This is a genomic window from Sphingomonas sp. 8AM (assembly GCF_902506455.1).
Lineage (GTDB): Bacteria > Pseudomonadota > Alphaproteobacteria > Sphingomonadales > Sphingomonadaceae > Sphingomonas.
The window spans coordinates 660415-675869 of sequence record NZ_LR733844.1 but is presented as its reverse complement, the minus strand read 5'-3'; the positions used below and the strand labels follow the sequence as shown (position 1 = coordinate 675869).

Below are 15455 nucleotides of genomic sequence, written 5' to 3'. Positions count from 1 at the left end.
GGCGACCGTGCGGGCCGCCCCTTGATGTTACTTGCGGAGGCCGAGCTTGGCGATGAGCGCCACGTAACGGTCACCGTCCTTCTTGCGGAGATAGTCGAGCAGCGAGCGCCGCTTGTTGACCATCATCAGCAGGCCGCGGCGGGAGTGGTTGTCCTTGGCGTGGCCCTTGAAATGCTCGGTCAGGTTCTTGATCCGCTCCGTCAGGATCGCGACCTGGACCTCGGGCGAACCCGTATCGCCCTCTGCACGGGCATGGTCCTTGATGACTTCCTGGCGGCGTTCAGCGGTGATCGTCATGTGTTTTCCTACGACATCTTCTACAGATTGAAGCCACGGACGACGCGAACGGAGCCTTGCTCCACCTCCACCAGTGCGACGGGCATTTCACCCAGCATGGCAAAGGCCTGACCGTCGTCGGCGGCGATCCCGGCCAGTACACGCCCCTGACGGAGCGCCCCTGCCTGGTCGGGCGTGAGTGCGAGAGCCGGGATGTCGTCCAGCCCTGCGCTCAATGGCAGGAGAATGTGTTCAAGGCTGCGCGCCTTAGCGACTTCGTCCAGTTTGTCCAGCGTAATCGCCTGATCGAGCGTGAACGGCCCGGCCTTCGTACGGCGCAGATAGGTGACGTGGCCGACGGTGGCGAGCGCCAGCGCAATGTCGCGCGCGAGGCTGCGGATGTACGTGCCCTTGGAGACATGCGCGGTCAATGTCGCGGTTTCGAGCGGAGCGTCGCCGGGCGCGGTGGCGAGCGTCAGCGCGTGGACCGTCACGTTACGCGTGGTCAGCACCACCTCCTCGCCGGCGCGCGCGAGATCATAGGCGCGCTGCCCGTCGACCTTGAGCGCCGAATAGACCGGCGGCATCTGCGCGATCGGGCCGGTGAAGCGCGGCAGTAGCTCCGCCAGTGCCGCCGCGGTCGGGCGCGCCTCGCTGGTCGCGATCACCTTGCCCTCGGCATCCAGCGTGTCGGTCTGTTCGCCGAAACGGATCGTGAAATCATAGACCTTGTCGCTGTCGAGCATCCGCCCCGCCAGCTTGGTCGCCTCGCCGATCGCGATCGGCAGCACGCCCGTCGCCAGCGGGTCGAGCGTGCCGCCATGCCCGACCTTGGCCTTGGCATAGCCGCCGGTGCGCAGCGCGCGCTTCGCCGCCGAGACGCCCTGCGTCGAGCCGAGTTCGAGCGGCTTGTCGAGGATCAGCCATCCGTGCAGCGTCACGCGCCGATCGCCCCCGCCAGCGCGAGATACCATTCGGCGAGCGCCTGCGCGGGCGGCTGGACAAGCCGCTGAACGATGTTCGCCCCCGGCACCAGCGACGGCAGAACCAGCAGCAGCACGATCAGCAACGGAAAGCCGAACCGCGCGAGCCGGTCCCAGCGCTGCGCCAGCCGCTCCGGCAGCAGCCCGGCGACGACGTGCCCCCCGTCGAACGGCGGCAGCGGGATCAGGTTGAAGATGGCGAGGAAGACGTTGATGAACACGAAGTTGAGCAGGTTGGCGGCGACGAACGCGGTGAGACTGCCCGGCGCGACGCCGTAGATGTCGCGCGTGAACAGCCCCAGCAACACCGCACCGATCAGCGCCAGCACGAGGTTCGATCCCGGCCCGGCGAGCGCGACCAGCATCATGTCGCGACGCGGGTGGGGGAGGCGGCGCGAGTCGACCGGCACCGGCTTCGCCCAGCCGAACACCGGCGCCTTGGCGATCGCGAGCATCAGCGGCAGGATGACGGTGCCGACCGGGTCAACGTGACGCAGCGGGTTGAGCGACAGCCGCCGTTGCTCCTCAGCGGTCGGATCGCCGAGCGCGCGCGCGGCCAGGCCATGCGCCACCTCGTGAAAGACGATCGCGATGACGAGGGGAATGATCCAGATCGCCGCCGACCAGATGATGCCATTGGGGTTCATGCCCGCGCAGATAGGGCGAGGGCGGGGGGATGGCTAGGCGCGAGGTGGTCAGTCGCCCAACGGACCTTCTGGTAGTGGCAGGACGATCCAAGGCGATCGCGTGCCTGCCCTTTCGGCGATGTGTCCCGGATCCACGACCGGAAGCGACAACAAATTCGGATGCCACGCGATCACGTGCGCAGCATGTACGAAACGGCAATGTTCGTTGAAGTCATGATCATCAGCGCCGCACATGCATTGCAGATCACCGTCAGCCTCATGAAGAAAAAGAAGAACGGGGGCGCCCTCGATGACATGGATGCAGGTGAAGCATTACGTGTCGGCTTCGAATGTGTAGCCGGCGATGTTAAGGGTCGAGGCGCCCATTATCTTCTTCTGGTACAAGTCTACCGACGTGAACAATCAGGCGTCGCCATCAAGCGTGGTCGCACAACGCCTCGCTGAAATGGCGGCGGCATAAAGCAACGTAGCGATCGTTGCCGCCGATCTCGGTCTGCCGCCCCTCCGCCACCGGGCGACCCTCGGCGTCGACGCGCAAATTCATCGTCGCCTTGCGCCCGCACTCGCAGACCGATTTGATCTCGACGAGCGAGTCCGCCAGCGCCAGCAACCGCGCCGAACCCTCGAACAATGCGCCGCGAAAGTCGGTGCGCAGGCCATAGGCGAGCACCGGTATCCCGGCGCGATCCGCCAGCGCGGCGAGTTGATCGACCTGCGCGGCTGTAAGGAACTGCGCCTCATCGACCAGCACGCACGCGAGCGGCGCTTCGGCATGACGGGTGAGGGCGAGTGCTGCGATGTCTGTCGCCGGATCGAACATGGTCGCGGGCGCGGACAATCCGATCCGCGACGCGATCGTCCCCGCCGCGAAGCGATTGTCGACCGCCGCGGTGAACAGCATCGTCGCCATCCCGCGCTCGCGATAGTTGAAGTCAGCTTGCAGCAGATTGGTCGATTTGCCCGCGTTCATGCTGGCATAGTAGAAATAGAGCTTGGCCATCAGGCGGGTTGCTCGACGGGTACCGGCGCGTGCGGACCCGCACGCTCGTCGAGACCACGTTCAAAGCTGACGAACGCGCTACAGCCATGAACGGCGGTCAGATGAAGCATATCGGCGATATCTCCACCCGCTGCGAACCGCTCGATAGCCCGGCGAACCGCTTCTTCGTCAGCAATGTGCACGGTCTGCGTGTCGATCAGGGCTCGCAAGGCGACAGCCAGACGCGCGCGATCAAGGCGATACGTGCGCCCGGCAAGAACCCAGGCGAGTTCGAGAAAGACGGTGTGCGCCACGAAGACCGGTTGTGCCATCACGCGGTCGGCCGCAGGCGTTTGTACGGGGTCATCGCGCGTCAACCATCGCACAAGGATGTTGGTGTCGACGGCCTTCATTCGCCGATGAGATCGTCGCCCGACGCCATGCGCCGCGCCGCAACTGTCATATCGTCCACTGAAACAGGCGGACCTTGGTGTTGATACACTCTCTGGAAAATTGCCACGGCTTCGGTCGGGCTCAATGTCTTGCCGGAGCGTCGCGGGCGCAATGTCACCCCGTCCCGGGTTTCGATCAGTTCGAGATCAATACCTGCGGCCCATCCGAGCCGGTCACGCACCGCTTTCGGAACTACGACCTGCCCCTTGGCGGAAAGCTTCGTAAAAGCGTTCATGTCGGTAAAATGCGTCTTACCTCATTCCCCGTCAAGATCGCGCGCCACCTCCGGGCGGCGCAGCAGCGCATCGATATGGCTGCCCTCGTCAAAGCTCTCGTCGGCCAGAAACTTCAGCCGCGCGGCATATTTCATCTTCACGCGCGTCGCGACCTCGCGTTGCAGATAGGCCGTGTTGGTGCGCAGCGCCTTCAGCACCGCTTCCTCGTCCTTGCCGAGCAGCGGCTTAACGAACACCGTCGCGTGGCGCAGGTCGCGCGACATCCGCACTTCGGTGATGCTCACCATATGGCTGGCGAGCGTCTCGTCGTGCACGTCACCACGCTGGAGGACTTCCGACAAGATGTGACGGACCTGTTCGCCGACGCGCAGCGTGCGGACCGAGCGTTCGCCGCTCTGCTCATTCATCGTCGTCACCGTCGACAGGGGTGAAGAAGGTCAGCCGGTTATGCGACGGATCGTGCACGCCGATCTCCAGCGTACCCCAGGGCATGCGCTGCGGCTCACCCGGACGCGCATTGTCGAATCCGCGCGCGCGCAGCGTCGCGGCATAGGCCACGACATCATCGCACGCGATCCGCACCGACGATCCCGGCGCACCATCACCGTAATGTTCCGATAGATGCAGCGTACAATCGCCGGACTTGACGCCCATGTAGAGCGGCATCCCCGGCTCGAACCGATGTTCAAACACCAGTTCGAAGCCGAGGAAGTCCAGATAGAAGGCCCGCGTCCGCGCCGCATCGAAGCTGCGCAGGACGGGGGTGACCGTACCGAGCGTCGTCATTCCTTACAGCGTGCGCTCGCGCAGCTCGACCTCGAAGGTTTCGAGATAATCCCCGGCCTTGATGTCGACGAAGTTCTGCGTGAACGTGACGCCGCACTCCAGACCCGCACGCACTTCCGGCACATCGTCCTTGAAGCGGCGCAGCGACGCGATCTCACCATTGTAGATGATGACGTCGTTGCGGGTGATGCGGGCCTTGAGTGCCTTGCGAATGACGCCCTCGGTGACCAGCAGACCGGCGGCGCGACCATGCTTGCCCGCCGAGAAGACCTCGCGGATTTCCGCACGACCGACGACGGTTTCGAACGCCTCCGGCCCGAGCTCGCCCGCCATGCCGGCGCGGATCTCGTCAATCAGGTCGTAGATGACGTCGTAATATTTCAACGCCACCTTCTGCCGCTCGGCGATCTCGCGTGCCTTGGCATTGGCGCGGACGTGGAAGCCGATGATCGGCGCGCCGCTGGCCCCCGCCAGCGTCACGTCGCTCTCGGTGATCCCGCCGACGCCGGCGTGCAGCACGCGCGCACGGATCAGGTCGGTCGAGATCTTGTTGATCGACGCGACGATCGCCTCGACCGTGCCCTGCGTATCGGCCTTCACGACCAGCGGATATTCGATCGCGGCGTTCGCACGCAGCGCCGAGAACATGTTCTCGAGGCTGGTCGGCGCCGACGTCGTGCGCTTCTGCAGCACCACGCTCTGACGATATTCGGCGACTTCGCGCGCACGCTGCTCGTTCTCGACGACCTGCAACTGGTCGCCTGCCGACGGCGTGCCCGACAGGCCGAGCACCTCGACCGGCATCGACGGACCCGCCGACTTGAGCTGCCGTCCCTTGTCGTCGACCAGCGCACGGACCTTGCCGCTTTCCGCGCCGACGACGAACACGTCACCGACCTTCAGTGTGCCGCGCGTGACCAGCACCGTCGCGACCGGACCACGTCCCTTGTCGAGCTTGGCCTCGATCACGCTGCCCTCGGCCGCGCGATCCGGGTTCGCCTGCAGGTCGAGCAATTCGGCCTGGAGCTGGATCTTCTCGATCAGCTCGTCCAGCCCGATCTTCTTGAGCGCGGACACTTCGACGTCCTGCGTCTCGCCGCCCATCATCTCGACCTGGATGTTGTGCTCGAGCAGACGCTCGCGGACGCGCTGGGCATTGGCCTCGTGCTTGTCGATCTTGTTGATCGCCACGATCATCGGCTTGCCTGACGCCTTGGTGTGGTTGATCGCCTCGATCGTCTGCGGCATCAGCCCGTCGTCGGCGGCGACCACCAGCACCACGATGTCGGTCACGTCCGCACCACGCGCGCGCATGGCGGTGAACGCCTCGTGGCCCGGGGTGTCGAGGAAGGTGACCTTCGACTTGTCCTTCAGCGTGACCTGATAGGCGCCGATGTGCTGCGTGATGCCACCGGCCTCGCCGCGCACGACATCGGTGCCGCGCAGCGCGTCGAGCAGCGAGGTCTTGCCGTGGTCGACATGGCCCATGATCGTCACGACCGGCGGGCGCGTCTGCAGCGTCTCGACGGCGTCCTCGGTGGTGTCCATCGCCAGATCGACGTCCGAGTCCGACACGCGGACGATGTTGTGGCCGAATTCGGTCACCAGCAGCTCGGCGGTGTCCTGGTCGATCGTCTGCGTCATGGTGACGGGCATGCCCATCTTGAACAGCGTCTTGACCAGATCGGCACCGCGCTCCGCCATGCGGTTCGCGAGTTCCTGCACCGTGATCGCCTCAGGCACCTGCACGTCGCGGACCTGCTTGGCCTGCGGCTCGCGCGGGCCGCCGAAGCCACGCTTCTCCTTTTCGCGGGCGCGCTTCAGCGCCGCGAGGCTGCGGGCGCGTGCGCCATCCTCGTTGAGCGCGCGCGTGACGGTCAGCTTGCCGCCGCGGCGCTCGTCACCCTTGCGATCCCGCTGCTGCGGACGCGCCGGGCTGTTGTTGCGCGGGGTCGCCTGACCACTCGGCAGGCTGCGCGGCGCATTGCTGCTGCCGGGCGCCGACGCATTCGTCGTCGCGGCAGGAGCGGAAGCGGCGGCGGGCGCCGGAGCCGGCTTGGGCTGCGGCTTGGGGATCTCGGGACGCGCGACCGGCGAGAAACGACGCGGCGCCGGCATCGACGGATCACGACCCAGCCCGAGCGTCGGGGCAGGGGGCGGCGCGGCACGCGGCGCGGGAGCCGGCTTCGGCGCCGCGGCGACCGGCGCCGGGGTTGTTACCGCCGCCGGAGCGGGAGCCGGGGTCGGCGCGGGCGTAGCGGCAGGAGCCGGGGCCGGCGTTGCCGCTTCGACCGGCGCAGGGGCCGGGGCGGGCGTCGGAGCCGGCTCGGGCGCAGGCTGTGCGGCGACCGGTTCCGGCGCCGTCGGTGCGGGCGCAGGCGTCGGTTCTGCTGCCTTGACGGTCGCCTCGGTTTCGGCACGCGCGCGCTCTTCGGCGCGGCGACGCTCTTCTTCGGCGGCGCGCTGACGCCCGGCGTCTTCGCGACGGCGCGTTTCCTCCAGCGTGTGCATCCGCTGGTCTTCGGCCTCGCGCAGCAAACGCGCCTGACGCTCCTGCGCGCTCTCGTTCGAGACCGGCGGGCGCGGCGCGGCGCGCGGCGCAGCGACCGGCGCCGCGGGCGCCGGGGTCGGCTCGGGTGCCGGGGTCGCCGCTTCGGGCGCACCGCCTTGCGGACCGAGCACGCGGCGACGCTTCACCTCGACCACCACCGTATTGCTACGGCCGTGGCTGAAGCTCTGCTTCACCTTGCCGGTCTCGACCGTGCGCTTGAGCCCCAACGGCTGGCGCATTCCGAGTTTCGGCTTGTCGTTGTCGGTCTCGCTCACTCAAATTCCTCGTGCAGTCTCACGGCCGGTAGTGGTCGCCTCGGCAATGCCGGGCGCCGATGCGCCTTGCGCGGCCGTAGCGCAAGGTGCTGTATTCAGATCAGGGCCGATAAAGTGCAGCCAACGATCGAGCGCTTCGCTGAGTCGTTTGGCCGCAGCGCGGTCGATGACGCCGATGTGTACCACATTTTCGCGGCCCAGCGCCAACGACAATATGGGGCGCGCCACCGGCAGTGCCAAGCCCCTGACGTCGGAACCTTCGCGATCGGACCCGACGCGCCATGCCTGCGCCAGTTTGCGGCAGCCGTCCTCGGCCGCGTCGGCGGCATGATAGAGCGCACGCAGCTTGCCCGAACGTGCCGCCGTTTCGATCCGTTCCGCTCCCGTCAGCACCGTGCCGGCGCGCGATTCCAGCCCCAGCCGGTCGAGCGCATTGCGCTCCAGCGCGGCGGCGATCAGCGCGGGCAGATCGTCGGGGATCGTGACCTCGCCAGTCTTGAACGCGCGCGCGAGCGCACCGCGCAGCTTGCCCTTGGCGATCGCCTGTTCGAGTTCGGCGCGGTCGACCCCGATCCACGCCCCGCGGCCGGGCGCCTTGGCGCGCACGTCCGGCAGTACTCGCCCGTCAGGGGCGAGTGCCAGCCGGATCAGCGCCGCTGGCGACGCGCGCTCGCGGGTGAGGATGCAGGACCGTTCGGGGGTGCCGTCTAGCGTCTCATTGTCGGGGGTCCGCATGTGCGTCTCCCTTGGCAGCAGGCGCATCGCGATCGGCCAGCAACTGGCCGCCCGCACCGTAATTCTCGGTCGACACTTCCTCGATCACGATCTGCACCGCGGCCGGGTTCTTGCCCAGCCGCGTGATCAGCGACGTCGTGACGTCGGCCACGATCGCCGCTTTCTGCTCACGCGTCGCCGCGCCGGCCAGTCGGATCGATACGAACGGCATCAGGCGTCCTGATCCTCCGAAGCCTGCTCGGCCGGCTGCTCGGCAGCCGGCTCGTCGTCGAACCAGTGCGCGCGCGCGGCCATGATGATCTCATTGCCCTGCTCGTCGCTCAGCCCATACTCGCCCAGCACGCCGCCCTTGTTCTCGGGGCGATCGGTGCGACGCGGCGCATCGTCGTTGCGGCGACGCGGCTCGGCGCGCTTCTTCTCGACCAGCTCGTCGGTCGCCAGGTCGGCGAGATCGTCGAGCGTCTTGATCCCGGCCTTGCCGAGCGTGACCAGCATCGCCTCGGTCAAATACGGCAGCTCGGCCAGCGCATCCTCGACGCCCAGCGCCTGCCGCTCTTCGCGGTTGGCCTGTTCGCGGCGGTCGAGCGCTTCCTGCGCGCGGCTCTGCAGCTCCTGCGCGAGATCCTCGTCGAAGCCCTCGATCCCGGCCAGCTCGTCGAGTTCGACATAGGCGACCTCTTCCAGCGCGCCGAAGCCTTCGGCGACCAGCAGCTGCGCCAGCGTCTCGTCGACGTCCAGCTCGTTCTGGAAGGTCTCGGAATTCTTGACGAACTCCTGCTGACGCTTCTCGCTGGCGTCGGTCTCGGTCAGGATGTCGATCGCCTTGGCGGTCAACTGGCTGGCGAGACGCACGTTCTGCCCGCGACGGCCGATCGCGAGGCTCAGCTGATCGTCGGGGACGACCACCTCGATGCGATCCTCTTCCTCGTCGATCACCACGCGCGCGACGTTCGCCGGCTGCAACGCGTTGACGACGAAGGTCGCGGTGTCGGGCGACCAGGGAATGATGTCGATCTTCTCGCCCTGCATCTCCTGCACGACCGCCTGCACGCGGCTGCCCTTCATGCCGACGCACGCGCCGACCGGATCGATGCTCGAGTCATGCGAGATGACGCCGATCTTGGCGCGGCTGCCCGGATCACGCGCAGCGGCCTTGATCTCGATGATGCCGTCGTAGATTTCCGGCACTTCCTGCGCGAACAGCTTCTTCATGAAGTCGGGGTGCGCGCGGCTCAGGAAGATCTGCGGGCCGCGGTTCTCGCGCACCACCTTCAGGATCAGCGAGCGGATACGGTCGTTTACGCGCACCACTTCGCGCGGGATCTGCGCGTCACGACGAATGACGCCCTCGGCGCGGCCGAGATCGACGACGATATGGCCGAATTCGACGCGCTTGACGACGCCGGTGATGATCTCGCCGGCGCGTTCCTTGAACTCTTCATACTGGCGTTCGCGCTCGGCATCGCGGACCTTCTGAAAGATCGTCTGCTTGGCGGCCTGCGCCTGGATGCGCCCGAACTCGATCGGCGGCAGCGGGTCGACCAGATAGTCGCCGACGCTCGCGCCCGGCTGCAGCTTCTGCGCGCCGTCGACGTCGACCTGCTTGTAGATGTCGTCGACCAGCTCGACCACCTCGACGACGCGCCACAGCCGCAGGTCGCCGTTATTGGCGTCCAGCTTCGCGCGGATGTCCATTTCCTGGCCGTAGCGCGTGCGGGCGGCGCGCTGGATCGCATCCTCCATCGCCTCGATGACGATCGCCTTGTCGATCATCTTCTCCGAAGCGACCGAATTGGCGATCGCGATCAGCTCCGCACGGTTGGCGGTGACGCCGGTGGCCATCAGTGGGTTTCCTCTTCTTCGTCCGTGGACGTTATCTGAATCTCTTCTTCCGCGCCCTCCATCGAGAGCGGGACGGTGGCCTCGATCAGGCGATCGGTCAGCACCAGCTTGGCATCGGCGATCAACGCGAACGGCACCTGCTCGACCACGCCGGTGCGCGGGTGGCGGATCGCGATCATTCCGTCGGCGTCGATGCCCTCGAGGTCGCCCTTGAACTGCTTCTGCCCGTCGACCGCCTCGGTCAGCACGATTCGCGCTTCATGCCCCGCCCAGTCAGCGAAGTCCTGCTTGCGGGTCAACGGGCGGTCGATGCCCGGCGACGACACTTCCAGCCGGTACGCGCCCTCGATCGGGTCCTTGCCGGCCTCTTCCAGTGCGTCCAGCTTGTCCGAGATGCGGCGCGACAATTCGGCGCAATCGTCGATGTTGAGCTGCCGCGTGTCCGGCCGCTCGGCCATGATCTGTAGCGTGCGCTCGTCGTCCTTGCCGAACAACCGAACGCGCACCAGCGCGAAACCGAGCGCATCGGCCTCTGGCTCGATCAACCGGACGAGGGGAGTGATGTCGTTCAAAAGCACCTACCGCACATGCGTTTCTTGCCGCCGCGGAGCAAGCCCCGCAGCCCCTTATCACCTGACGATGTAAGAGAAAGCACGGTCCATATAGCGCCACTTCACCAGTGTCGCAAGCGCCTAGCCCGCGGGGGTGGAACAATGCCGATCACGCGGATTTGTTGAATGAAATTCGCATGAACAAGGAGAGAAGGGTTGCTGTATCGTCTCGCGTTCGCTGCGGTCGCGCTGAGCGCCGCGGCAGCCTGCAATGGTGAGGATTCGGCCGCGGTGCAGCCGATCGCGGACGCCCCCGCCGCTCCCGCACCGACCCCCAGCCCGTCGCCTTCGCCCAGCGGCACGCCGGTCGCCGGCACGCCGTTCGCCCGCGCGGTGATCGCCGATTTCGATGCGCCCTGGGCGATGACGTTCCTTCCGGACCGGCGAATGCTCGTTACCGAAAAGAAGGGCGACCTGCTGCTCGTCGCCGCCGATGGCGCGACGCGGCGCACGATCGCGACGATCGACGTCGGTTCCGCCGGGCAGGGCGGGTTGATGGACGTGGTGCTCGCCCCTGATTTCGCGACCAGCAAGCGCGTTTATTTCAGCTATTCGGCGGCCGGGCAGGGCGGCAAGGGCGTGGTGCTCGCGCGCGGCGTGTTGTCGGGCGATGCGGGGCCCGAGCGGCTCGCGTCGATCGAGACCCTGTACCGCGCCACCCCGCTCGTGACCGGCGATGGCCATTATTCGGGACGGATCGCTTTCTCACCCGATGGCCAGTATCTGTTCTTCACCAACGGCGAGCGGCAGAAGTTCACGCCCGCGCAGGACAAGACTGGTTCGCTCGGCAAGGTGCTGCGGCTCACCCCGGATGGCAAGCCGGCGGCGAACAACCCGCTCGCGGCGCAGGGCTTTCTTCCCGAAGTGTGGAGTTATGGCCACCGCAACCTGCTCGGGATCGCCTTCGATGCGCAGGGCAATCTCTGGCAGCAGGAGATGGGACCGAAGGGCGGGGATGAGCTGAATCTGGTGCTGCCGGGCCGCAACTACGGCTGGCCGAACGTCTCGAACGGCTCGAATTACGACGGCAGCGACATCCCCGATCACGCGCCCGGCGACGGCTATGAAGCGCCGAAGGCGTGGTGGAACCCGGTGATCTCGCCGGGCGGGCTGATGATCTATTCGGGCGATCTGTTCCCGCAATACAAGGGCGATGCCTTCATCGGCGGGCTGTCGTCACAGTCGCTGGTGCGGGTCGACCTGAACGGGACGAACGCGAGCAAGGGCGACCAATGGTCGGTGGGCGCGCGAATCCGCGAGGTCGAGCAGGGCCCGGACGGCGCGATCTACGTGCTGGAGGATGGCGGCGATTCGCAGGGGCGGTTGTTGCGGTTGACGCCGGCTTCGTAGGTCAGGGACGACAGATGGGCATGTGAGCATCCAGCCCACGCTGTCACCCCTGTGCAGGCAGGGGCCCACGTCTGTCGAATGTTGCGAACGGGCTGACCCACGCACCTCGCGCCTTGTGTCAGACCTTCCAAGCCTCCACCGACAGCCGTAGGCTCCTGCCTCCGCAGGAGGACCGGGCCTCTTGACGCTGCACCGCAGCATCGCCAGCTAGGCGGTTCACCAGAACAGCCGAAATCGGGGAATTCGTATGGCCGCCGCCATCGCCGACGTGCGCAATGCACCCGTCGGCGTTATCCATTTGTCGCTCGCCGTCGGCGGGTTCGCGATCGGCACCACCGAATTCGCGACAATGAGTCTGCTGCCCGACATGGCGCGCGATCTCGGCGTCGATGCGCCCACTGCCGGGCACGTCATCAGCGCTTACGCGTTGGGCGTGGTGGTCGGCGCGCCGTTGCTCGCGGTGCTCGGCGCGCGGCTGGCGCGGCGGCACCTGCTGATCGCGCTGATGACCCTGTTCGCGCTCGGCAACGCCTTGTCGGCGCTCGCACCGACCTATGGCTGGATGATGCTGTTCCGCTTTATGGCCGGGCTGCCGCACGGCGCCTATTTCGGGATCGCGATGCTCGTCGCCGCGTCGCTGGTCGATCCCGGCAAGCGGACGCAGGCGGTAGCGCGTGTCATGCTCGGGTTGACGGTCGCGACGATCGTCGGCGTGCCGCTCGCCAATTTCATGGGGCAGCTGCTCGGTTGGCGTTCGTGCTTCATCGTCGTCGCGGGGCTGGCCGCGATCACCGTCGCGCTGGTCGCGGTTTTTGCGCCGCGCGACCGCGGCGATCCGGCGGCGAGCCCCTTGGCGGAACTGCGCGCGCTCAAGCGGCCGCAGGTGTGGCTGACGCTTGGCATCGGCGCGATCGGCTTCGGCGGACTGTTCGCGGTCTACACCTATCTGGCCGACACGATGGCCGATGTGACGCAGGTCGGCCCGCGCATGGTGCCGTTCGCGCTTGCCGCGTTCGGCGTCGGCATGACCGCGGGCAATCTGATCGTCCCGAAGTTCGCCGACCGCGCACTGCTGCCAACCGCGGCTGCCGTGCTGGTGTGGAGCATCGTCGCGCTGCTGCTCTGGCCGCTTGCGGCGCAACATTTCGCGACCGTGCTGGTGGCAATGGTCGCGATCGGGATCGGCGGATCGCTGGGGACCGTGCTCCAGACCCGGCTGATGGACGTGGCGGGCGACGCGCAGGCATTGGCTGCGGCGCTCAATCATTCGGCGTTCAACACCGCGAACGCGCTGGGGCCCTGGCTAGGCGGGATGGCAATCGCGGCCGGCTGGGGCTGGACCTCGACCGGTCCGGTCGGTGCGGCGCTGGGCGTCGCCGGGCTGGTGGTGCTCGCTGCCTCGTGGCTTCTGCAGCGCCGCAGCGCACCAGCCACTACATGATGATGCCCGGCTTCGCCTCTGCGATCGCCGCCAGCACCATGCGCTCCCATACCGCGACGTCGCCGGCCGCGGCCATCGCCGGGCTGGGTGCGCGCATCGTGTGCAGCACCGCGATCGCGTCGTCGCGGTGATCCTTCCATTGCGCATCGACCAGCGCGCTGGGCGACTCGACGGTGCCGTGACCGTTGGCGCTGAGGTGCTGCGCGGCCAGCACGCGCGCGATCCGCTCGACGACCGGGGAGGTGGCAGTGTCCATGGCGTTCTCCTTCTCCTCGACCGTAAACGTGCCGCGCGTGCAACGGCTCCACTGAACGATTGACTCCGGCTCCGGCGCGCGTAGACGGCAGTACAGTCGATGCCGCGCAAGGGGCATGGGCAGGCGCGGGAGAGCGCGGCCGGCCTTTCAGGTCATCAGCCGCCGCCGAAGGAGCAACCACCCCGGAATCTCTCAGGCAGCAGGGACCGCGCCGGCCGATCGACACTCTGGAAAGCGGCATGCGGGCTTTTGCCCGCGCGCCCACCGAAGGGGTAACCCGGCGCGCCCGGGGAAAGCTCTCAGGTTCCGTGACAGAGGGGGACATTCGGATCGCCAGCGGGTTTCGGCTCCGTGTGCGTCCGGCCTCTTGCGACGGAAGACCTGTGATGAGCGACACGCCCATTCTCCACCATGGCACCACCCAGGAAGACGACGGTTTCGAGCCGCTGGAGATCCTTACGCTCCCGCTCGACGCCTGGCACCGCGCGCACGGTGGCCGCATGGTCGAGTTCGCCGGCTATCACATGCCCGTCCAATATGAAGGCATCATGGCCGAGCACCTCTGGACGCGCGAGAACGCCGGGCTGTTCGACGTCAGCCATATGGGCCAGCTCTCGATCGCCGGCGACAATGTCGCCACCGCGCTCGAGGCGTTGATGCCCGCCGCGATCAGCGACGCGCCGCTCAACAAGGCGCGCTATTCGCTGCTGCTCAATGAAGAGGGCGGGGTGCTCGACGATCTGATGCTGACACCGCAAGCCGCGGATCGCATCTACATGGTCGTCAACGGCGCGACCAAATACGACGACGTCGCGCATATGATCGAGCATCTGCCCGACGATATCACGCTCAACATGATGGAAGAGCACGCGTTGCTCGCGGTGCAGGGGCCGAAGGCGGTCGAGGCGGTCGCGCGGCTCGTGCCCGGCGTCGACGCGCTGACCTTCATGCAGGCGGGCGCGTTCGAGTGGAACGGCCATGCTTTGTGGATCAGCCGCTCGGGCTATACCGGCGAGGATGGCGTCGAGATATCGGTACCCGCCGAGGCTGCCGAGGCGTTCGCCGACGCGCTGGTCGCCCAACCCGAGATCAAGCCGATCGGCCTGGGCGCGCGCGACTCGCTGCGGCTGGAGGCCGGCCTGCCGCTCTATGGCCACGACCTCGATCCCGCGATCACTCCGGTGCAGGCCGATCTCGGTTTCGCGCTGTTCAAGCGCCGCCGTGAGGCCGCCGACTTCCCCGGCGCCGCGCGTATCCTAGCCGAGCGCGAGAACGGCCCTGCGATCAAGCGTGTCGGGCTGCTCGTCGAGGGGCGTCAGCCGGTCCGCGAGGGCGCCGACGTGCTCGACGCGTCAGGTGCGGTCATCGGCCGCGTGACCAGCGGAGGCTTCGCGCCGACCGTCGGCGCGCCGATCGCGATGGCCTATGTCCCGCTTGCCGATGCCGCACCCGGCACCGTCATTACCCTGTCGCAGCGTGGCAAGGCGCACCGCGCCACCGTCACCGCGATGCCGTTCGTTCCCCACCGCTACTTCCGAGGAGTGAAGTAAAAGATGAGCCGTTATTTCACCGAGGATCACGAGTGGATCGACGTCGATGGCGACACCGGCACGGTGGGCATCAGCGACTATGCGCAGAGCCAGCTCGGCGACATCGTATTTGTCGAGGTGCCTGACGCAGGCCGTTCGCTCGGCAAGGGCGACGAGGCCGCGGTGGTCGAGAGCGTCAAGGCCGCGTCGGACGTCTATTCGCCCGTCTCCGGCTCGGTGCTGGAAGGCAATCCGGCGCTGACCGACGAGCCGGCGCTGGTCAACAGCGATCCCGAGGGCGAGGGCTGGTTCTTCAAGATCACGCTGTCGGATGCGTCCGAGCTCGACGCGCTGATGGACGAAACCGCCTACGCCGCCTTCGTCGCGAAGCTGTGATGTAACATCGCCCCTCCCGTTCGAGGGAGGGGTTGGGGTGGGTAGCGTGCTCGTAGATGGCAAGCGCCACACGATGCCGTGACCCGTACCCCCGGACCGAACCCACCCC

General features: G+C 67.1%; 19 protein-coding genes and 2 riboswitches. Of the genes, 5 read left to right on the top strand and 14 right to left on the bottom strand.

Annotated elements, in window-relative coordinates:
* Nucleotides 1-27: 27 nt before the first annotated feature.
* Genes rpsO through BACI71_RS03440 form a run of 3 tightly spaced genes read right to left on the bottom strand, consistent with a single transcriptional unit; the run spans nucleotide 28 to nucleotide 1906 of the window.
* Entirely contained in the window at nucleotides 28-297 is a 270-nt protein-coding gene (gene rpsO, locus BACI71_RS03450) for a 30S ribosomal protein S15 (protein WP_022686230.1), read from the bottom strand.
* Between the two features lie 20 nt (nucleotides 298-317).
* The gene (gene truB / locus BACI71_RS03445; protein ID WP_159755083.1) at nucleotides 318-1250 is read right to left on the bottom strand and encodes a tRNA pseudouridine(55) synthase TruB; all 933 of its coding nucleotides are present in this window, start codon (nucleotides 1248-1250) and stop codon (nucleotides 318-320) included.
* The gene (locus BACI71_RS03440) at nucleotides 1214-1906 is read right to left on the bottom strand and encodes a site-2 protease family protein (protein WP_159755080.1); all 693 of its coding nucleotides are present in this window, start codon (nucleotides 1904-1906) and stop codon (nucleotides 1214-1216) included. The genes truB and BACI71_RS03440 overlap by 37 nt, the downstream gene beginning before the upstream one ends.
* A gap of 159 nt (nucleotides 1907-2065) precedes the next feature.
* Here BACI71_RS03440 and BACI71_RS03435 point away from each other — a divergent pair, with 159 nt between their 5' ends.
* A complete protein-coding gene (locus BACI71_RS03435; protein WP_159755077.1) occupies nucleotides 2066-2350 on the top strand; it encodes a hypothetical protein in 285 nt (94 codons plus the stop codon).
* Here BACI71_RS03435 and BACI71_RS03430 read toward each other — a convergent pair.
* From BACI71_RS03430 to rimP, 10 genes are read right to left on the bottom strand one after another with little or no spacing between them, the layout of a single operon-like run.
* Nucleotides 2322-2906: a thymidine kinase gene (locus tag BACI71_RS03430; RefSeq protein WP_159755074.1), complete on the bottom strand. Its 585-nt coding sequence runs from the start codon at nucleotides 2904-2906 to the stop codon at nucleotides 2322-2324. The genes BACI71_RS03435 and BACI71_RS03430 overlap by 29 nt on opposite strands.
* Entirely contained in the window at nucleotides 2906-3298 is a 393-nt protein-coding gene (locus BACI71_RS03425) for a type II toxin-antitoxin system VapC family toxin (RefSeq protein ID WP_159755071.1), read from the bottom strand. The genes BACI71_RS03430 and BACI71_RS03425 overlap by 1 nt, the downstream gene beginning before the upstream one ends.
* On the bottom strand, nucleotides 3295-3573 hold the full coding sequence (locus BACI71_RS03420) for an AbrB/MazE/SpoVT family DNA-binding domain-containing protein (RefSeq protein ID WP_159755068.1): 279 nt from the start codon (nucleotides 3571-3573) through the stop codon (nucleotides 3295-3297). The genes BACI71_RS03425 and BACI71_RS03420 overlap by 4 nt, the downstream gene beginning before the upstream one ends.
* A gap of 21 nt (nucleotides 3574-3594) precedes the next feature.
* Nucleotides 3595-3981 (bottom strand): 30S ribosome-binding factor RbfA, encoded by a 387-nt coding sequence (gene rbfA / locus BACI71_RS03415; RefSeq protein ID WP_159755065.1) that lies wholly within the window; start codon nucleotides 3979-3981, stop codon nucleotides 3595-3597.
* Nucleotides 3974-4360 carry a glyoxalase superfamily protein gene (locus BACI71_RS03410; protein ID WP_159755062.1) on the bottom strand — a complete coding sequence of 129 codons (387 nt, stop codon included), beginning with the start codon at nucleotides 4358-4360 and terminating at the stop codon, nucleotides 3974-3976. Before BACI71_RS03410 ends, rbfA begins: the two co-directional genes overlap by 8 nt.
* A gap of 3 nt (nucleotides 4361-4363) precedes the next feature.
* On the bottom strand, nucleotides 4364-7186 hold the full coding sequence (gene infB / locus BACI71_RS03405; RefSeq protein WP_159755059.1) for a translation initiation factor IF-2: 2823 nt from the start codon (nucleotides 7184-7186) through the stop codon (nucleotides 4364-4366).
* Nucleotides 7187-7921 (bottom strand): DUF448 domain-containing protein, encoded by a 735-nt coding sequence (locus BACI71_RS03400; protein ID WP_159755056.1) that lies wholly within the window; start codon nucleotides 7919-7921, stop codon nucleotides 7187-7189.
* Nucleotides 7902-8132: a tautomerase family protein gene (locus BACI71_RS03395; protein WP_159755053.1), complete on the bottom strand. Its 231-nt coding sequence runs from the start codon at nucleotides 8130-8132 to the stop codon at nucleotides 7902-7904. Before BACI71_RS03395 ends, BACI71_RS03400 begins: the two co-directional genes overlap by 20 nt.
* Entirely contained in the window at nucleotides 8132-9763 is a 1632-nt protein-coding gene (gene nusA / locus BACI71_RS03390) for a transcription termination factor NusA (RefSeq protein ID WP_159755050.1), read from the bottom strand. The genes BACI71_RS03395 and nusA overlap by 1 nt, the downstream gene beginning before the upstream one ends.
* Nucleotides 9763-10335 carry a ribosome maturation protein RimP gene (gene rimP, locus BACI71_RS03385; protein ID WP_159755047.1) on the bottom strand — a complete coding sequence of 191 codons (573 nt, stop codon included), beginning with the start codon at nucleotides 10333-10335 and terminating at the stop codon, nucleotides 9763-9765. The genes nusA and rimP overlap by 1 nt, the downstream gene beginning before the upstream one ends.
* A gap of 198 nt (nucleotides 10336-10533) precedes the next feature.
* Between rimP and BACI71_RS03380 the strand changes: the two genes are divergently transcribed.
* Entirely contained in the window at nucleotides 10534-11724 is a 1191-nt protein-coding gene (locus BACI71_RS03380; protein ID WP_443018492.1) for a PQQ-dependent sugar dehydrogenase, read from the top strand.
* 247 nt (nucleotides 11725-11971) lie between these two features.
* Complete coding sequence (locus tag BACI71_RS03375; RefSeq protein WP_159755041.1) at nucleotides 11972-13165, top strand: MFS transporter; 1194 nt, start codon at nucleotides 11972-11974, stop codon at nucleotides 13163-13165.
* On the opposite strand, the gene BACI71_RS03370 is transcribed toward BACI71_RS03375, so the two are convergent.
* A complete protein-coding gene (locus tag BACI71_RS03370; protein WP_159755038.1) occupies nucleotides 13158-13421 on the bottom strand; it encodes a hypothetical protein in 264 nt (87 codons plus the stop codon). The genes BACI71_RS03375 and BACI71_RS03370 overlap by 8 nt on opposite strands.
* A 116-nt stretch (nucleotides 13422-13537) precedes the next feature.
* Nucleotides 13538-13640, top strand: a riboswitch (glycine riboswitch).
* A riboswitch (glycine riboswitch) is annotated at nucleotides 13641-13746 on the top strand. It begins immediately after the preceding riboswitch.
* A 61-nt stretch (nucleotides 13747-13807) separates the two neighbouring features.
* On the opposite strand from BACI71_RS03370, the gene gcvT reads away from it, so the two are divergent.
* Nucleotides 13808-14971, top strand: coding sequence for a glycine cleavage system aminomethyltransferase GcvT (gcvT, locus tag BACI71_RS03365; protein WP_159755035.1), 1164 nt, complete (start codon nucleotides 13808-13810; stop codon nucleotides 14969-14971).
* A gap of 3 nt (nucleotides 14972-14974) precedes the next feature.
* Entirely contained in the window at nucleotides 14975-15346 is a 372-nt protein-coding gene (gcvH, locus tag BACI71_RS03360; RefSeq protein ID WP_159755032.1) for a glycine cleavage system protein GcvH, read from the top strand.
* The last annotated feature ends 109 nt before the right edge of the window (nucleotides 15347-15455 follow it).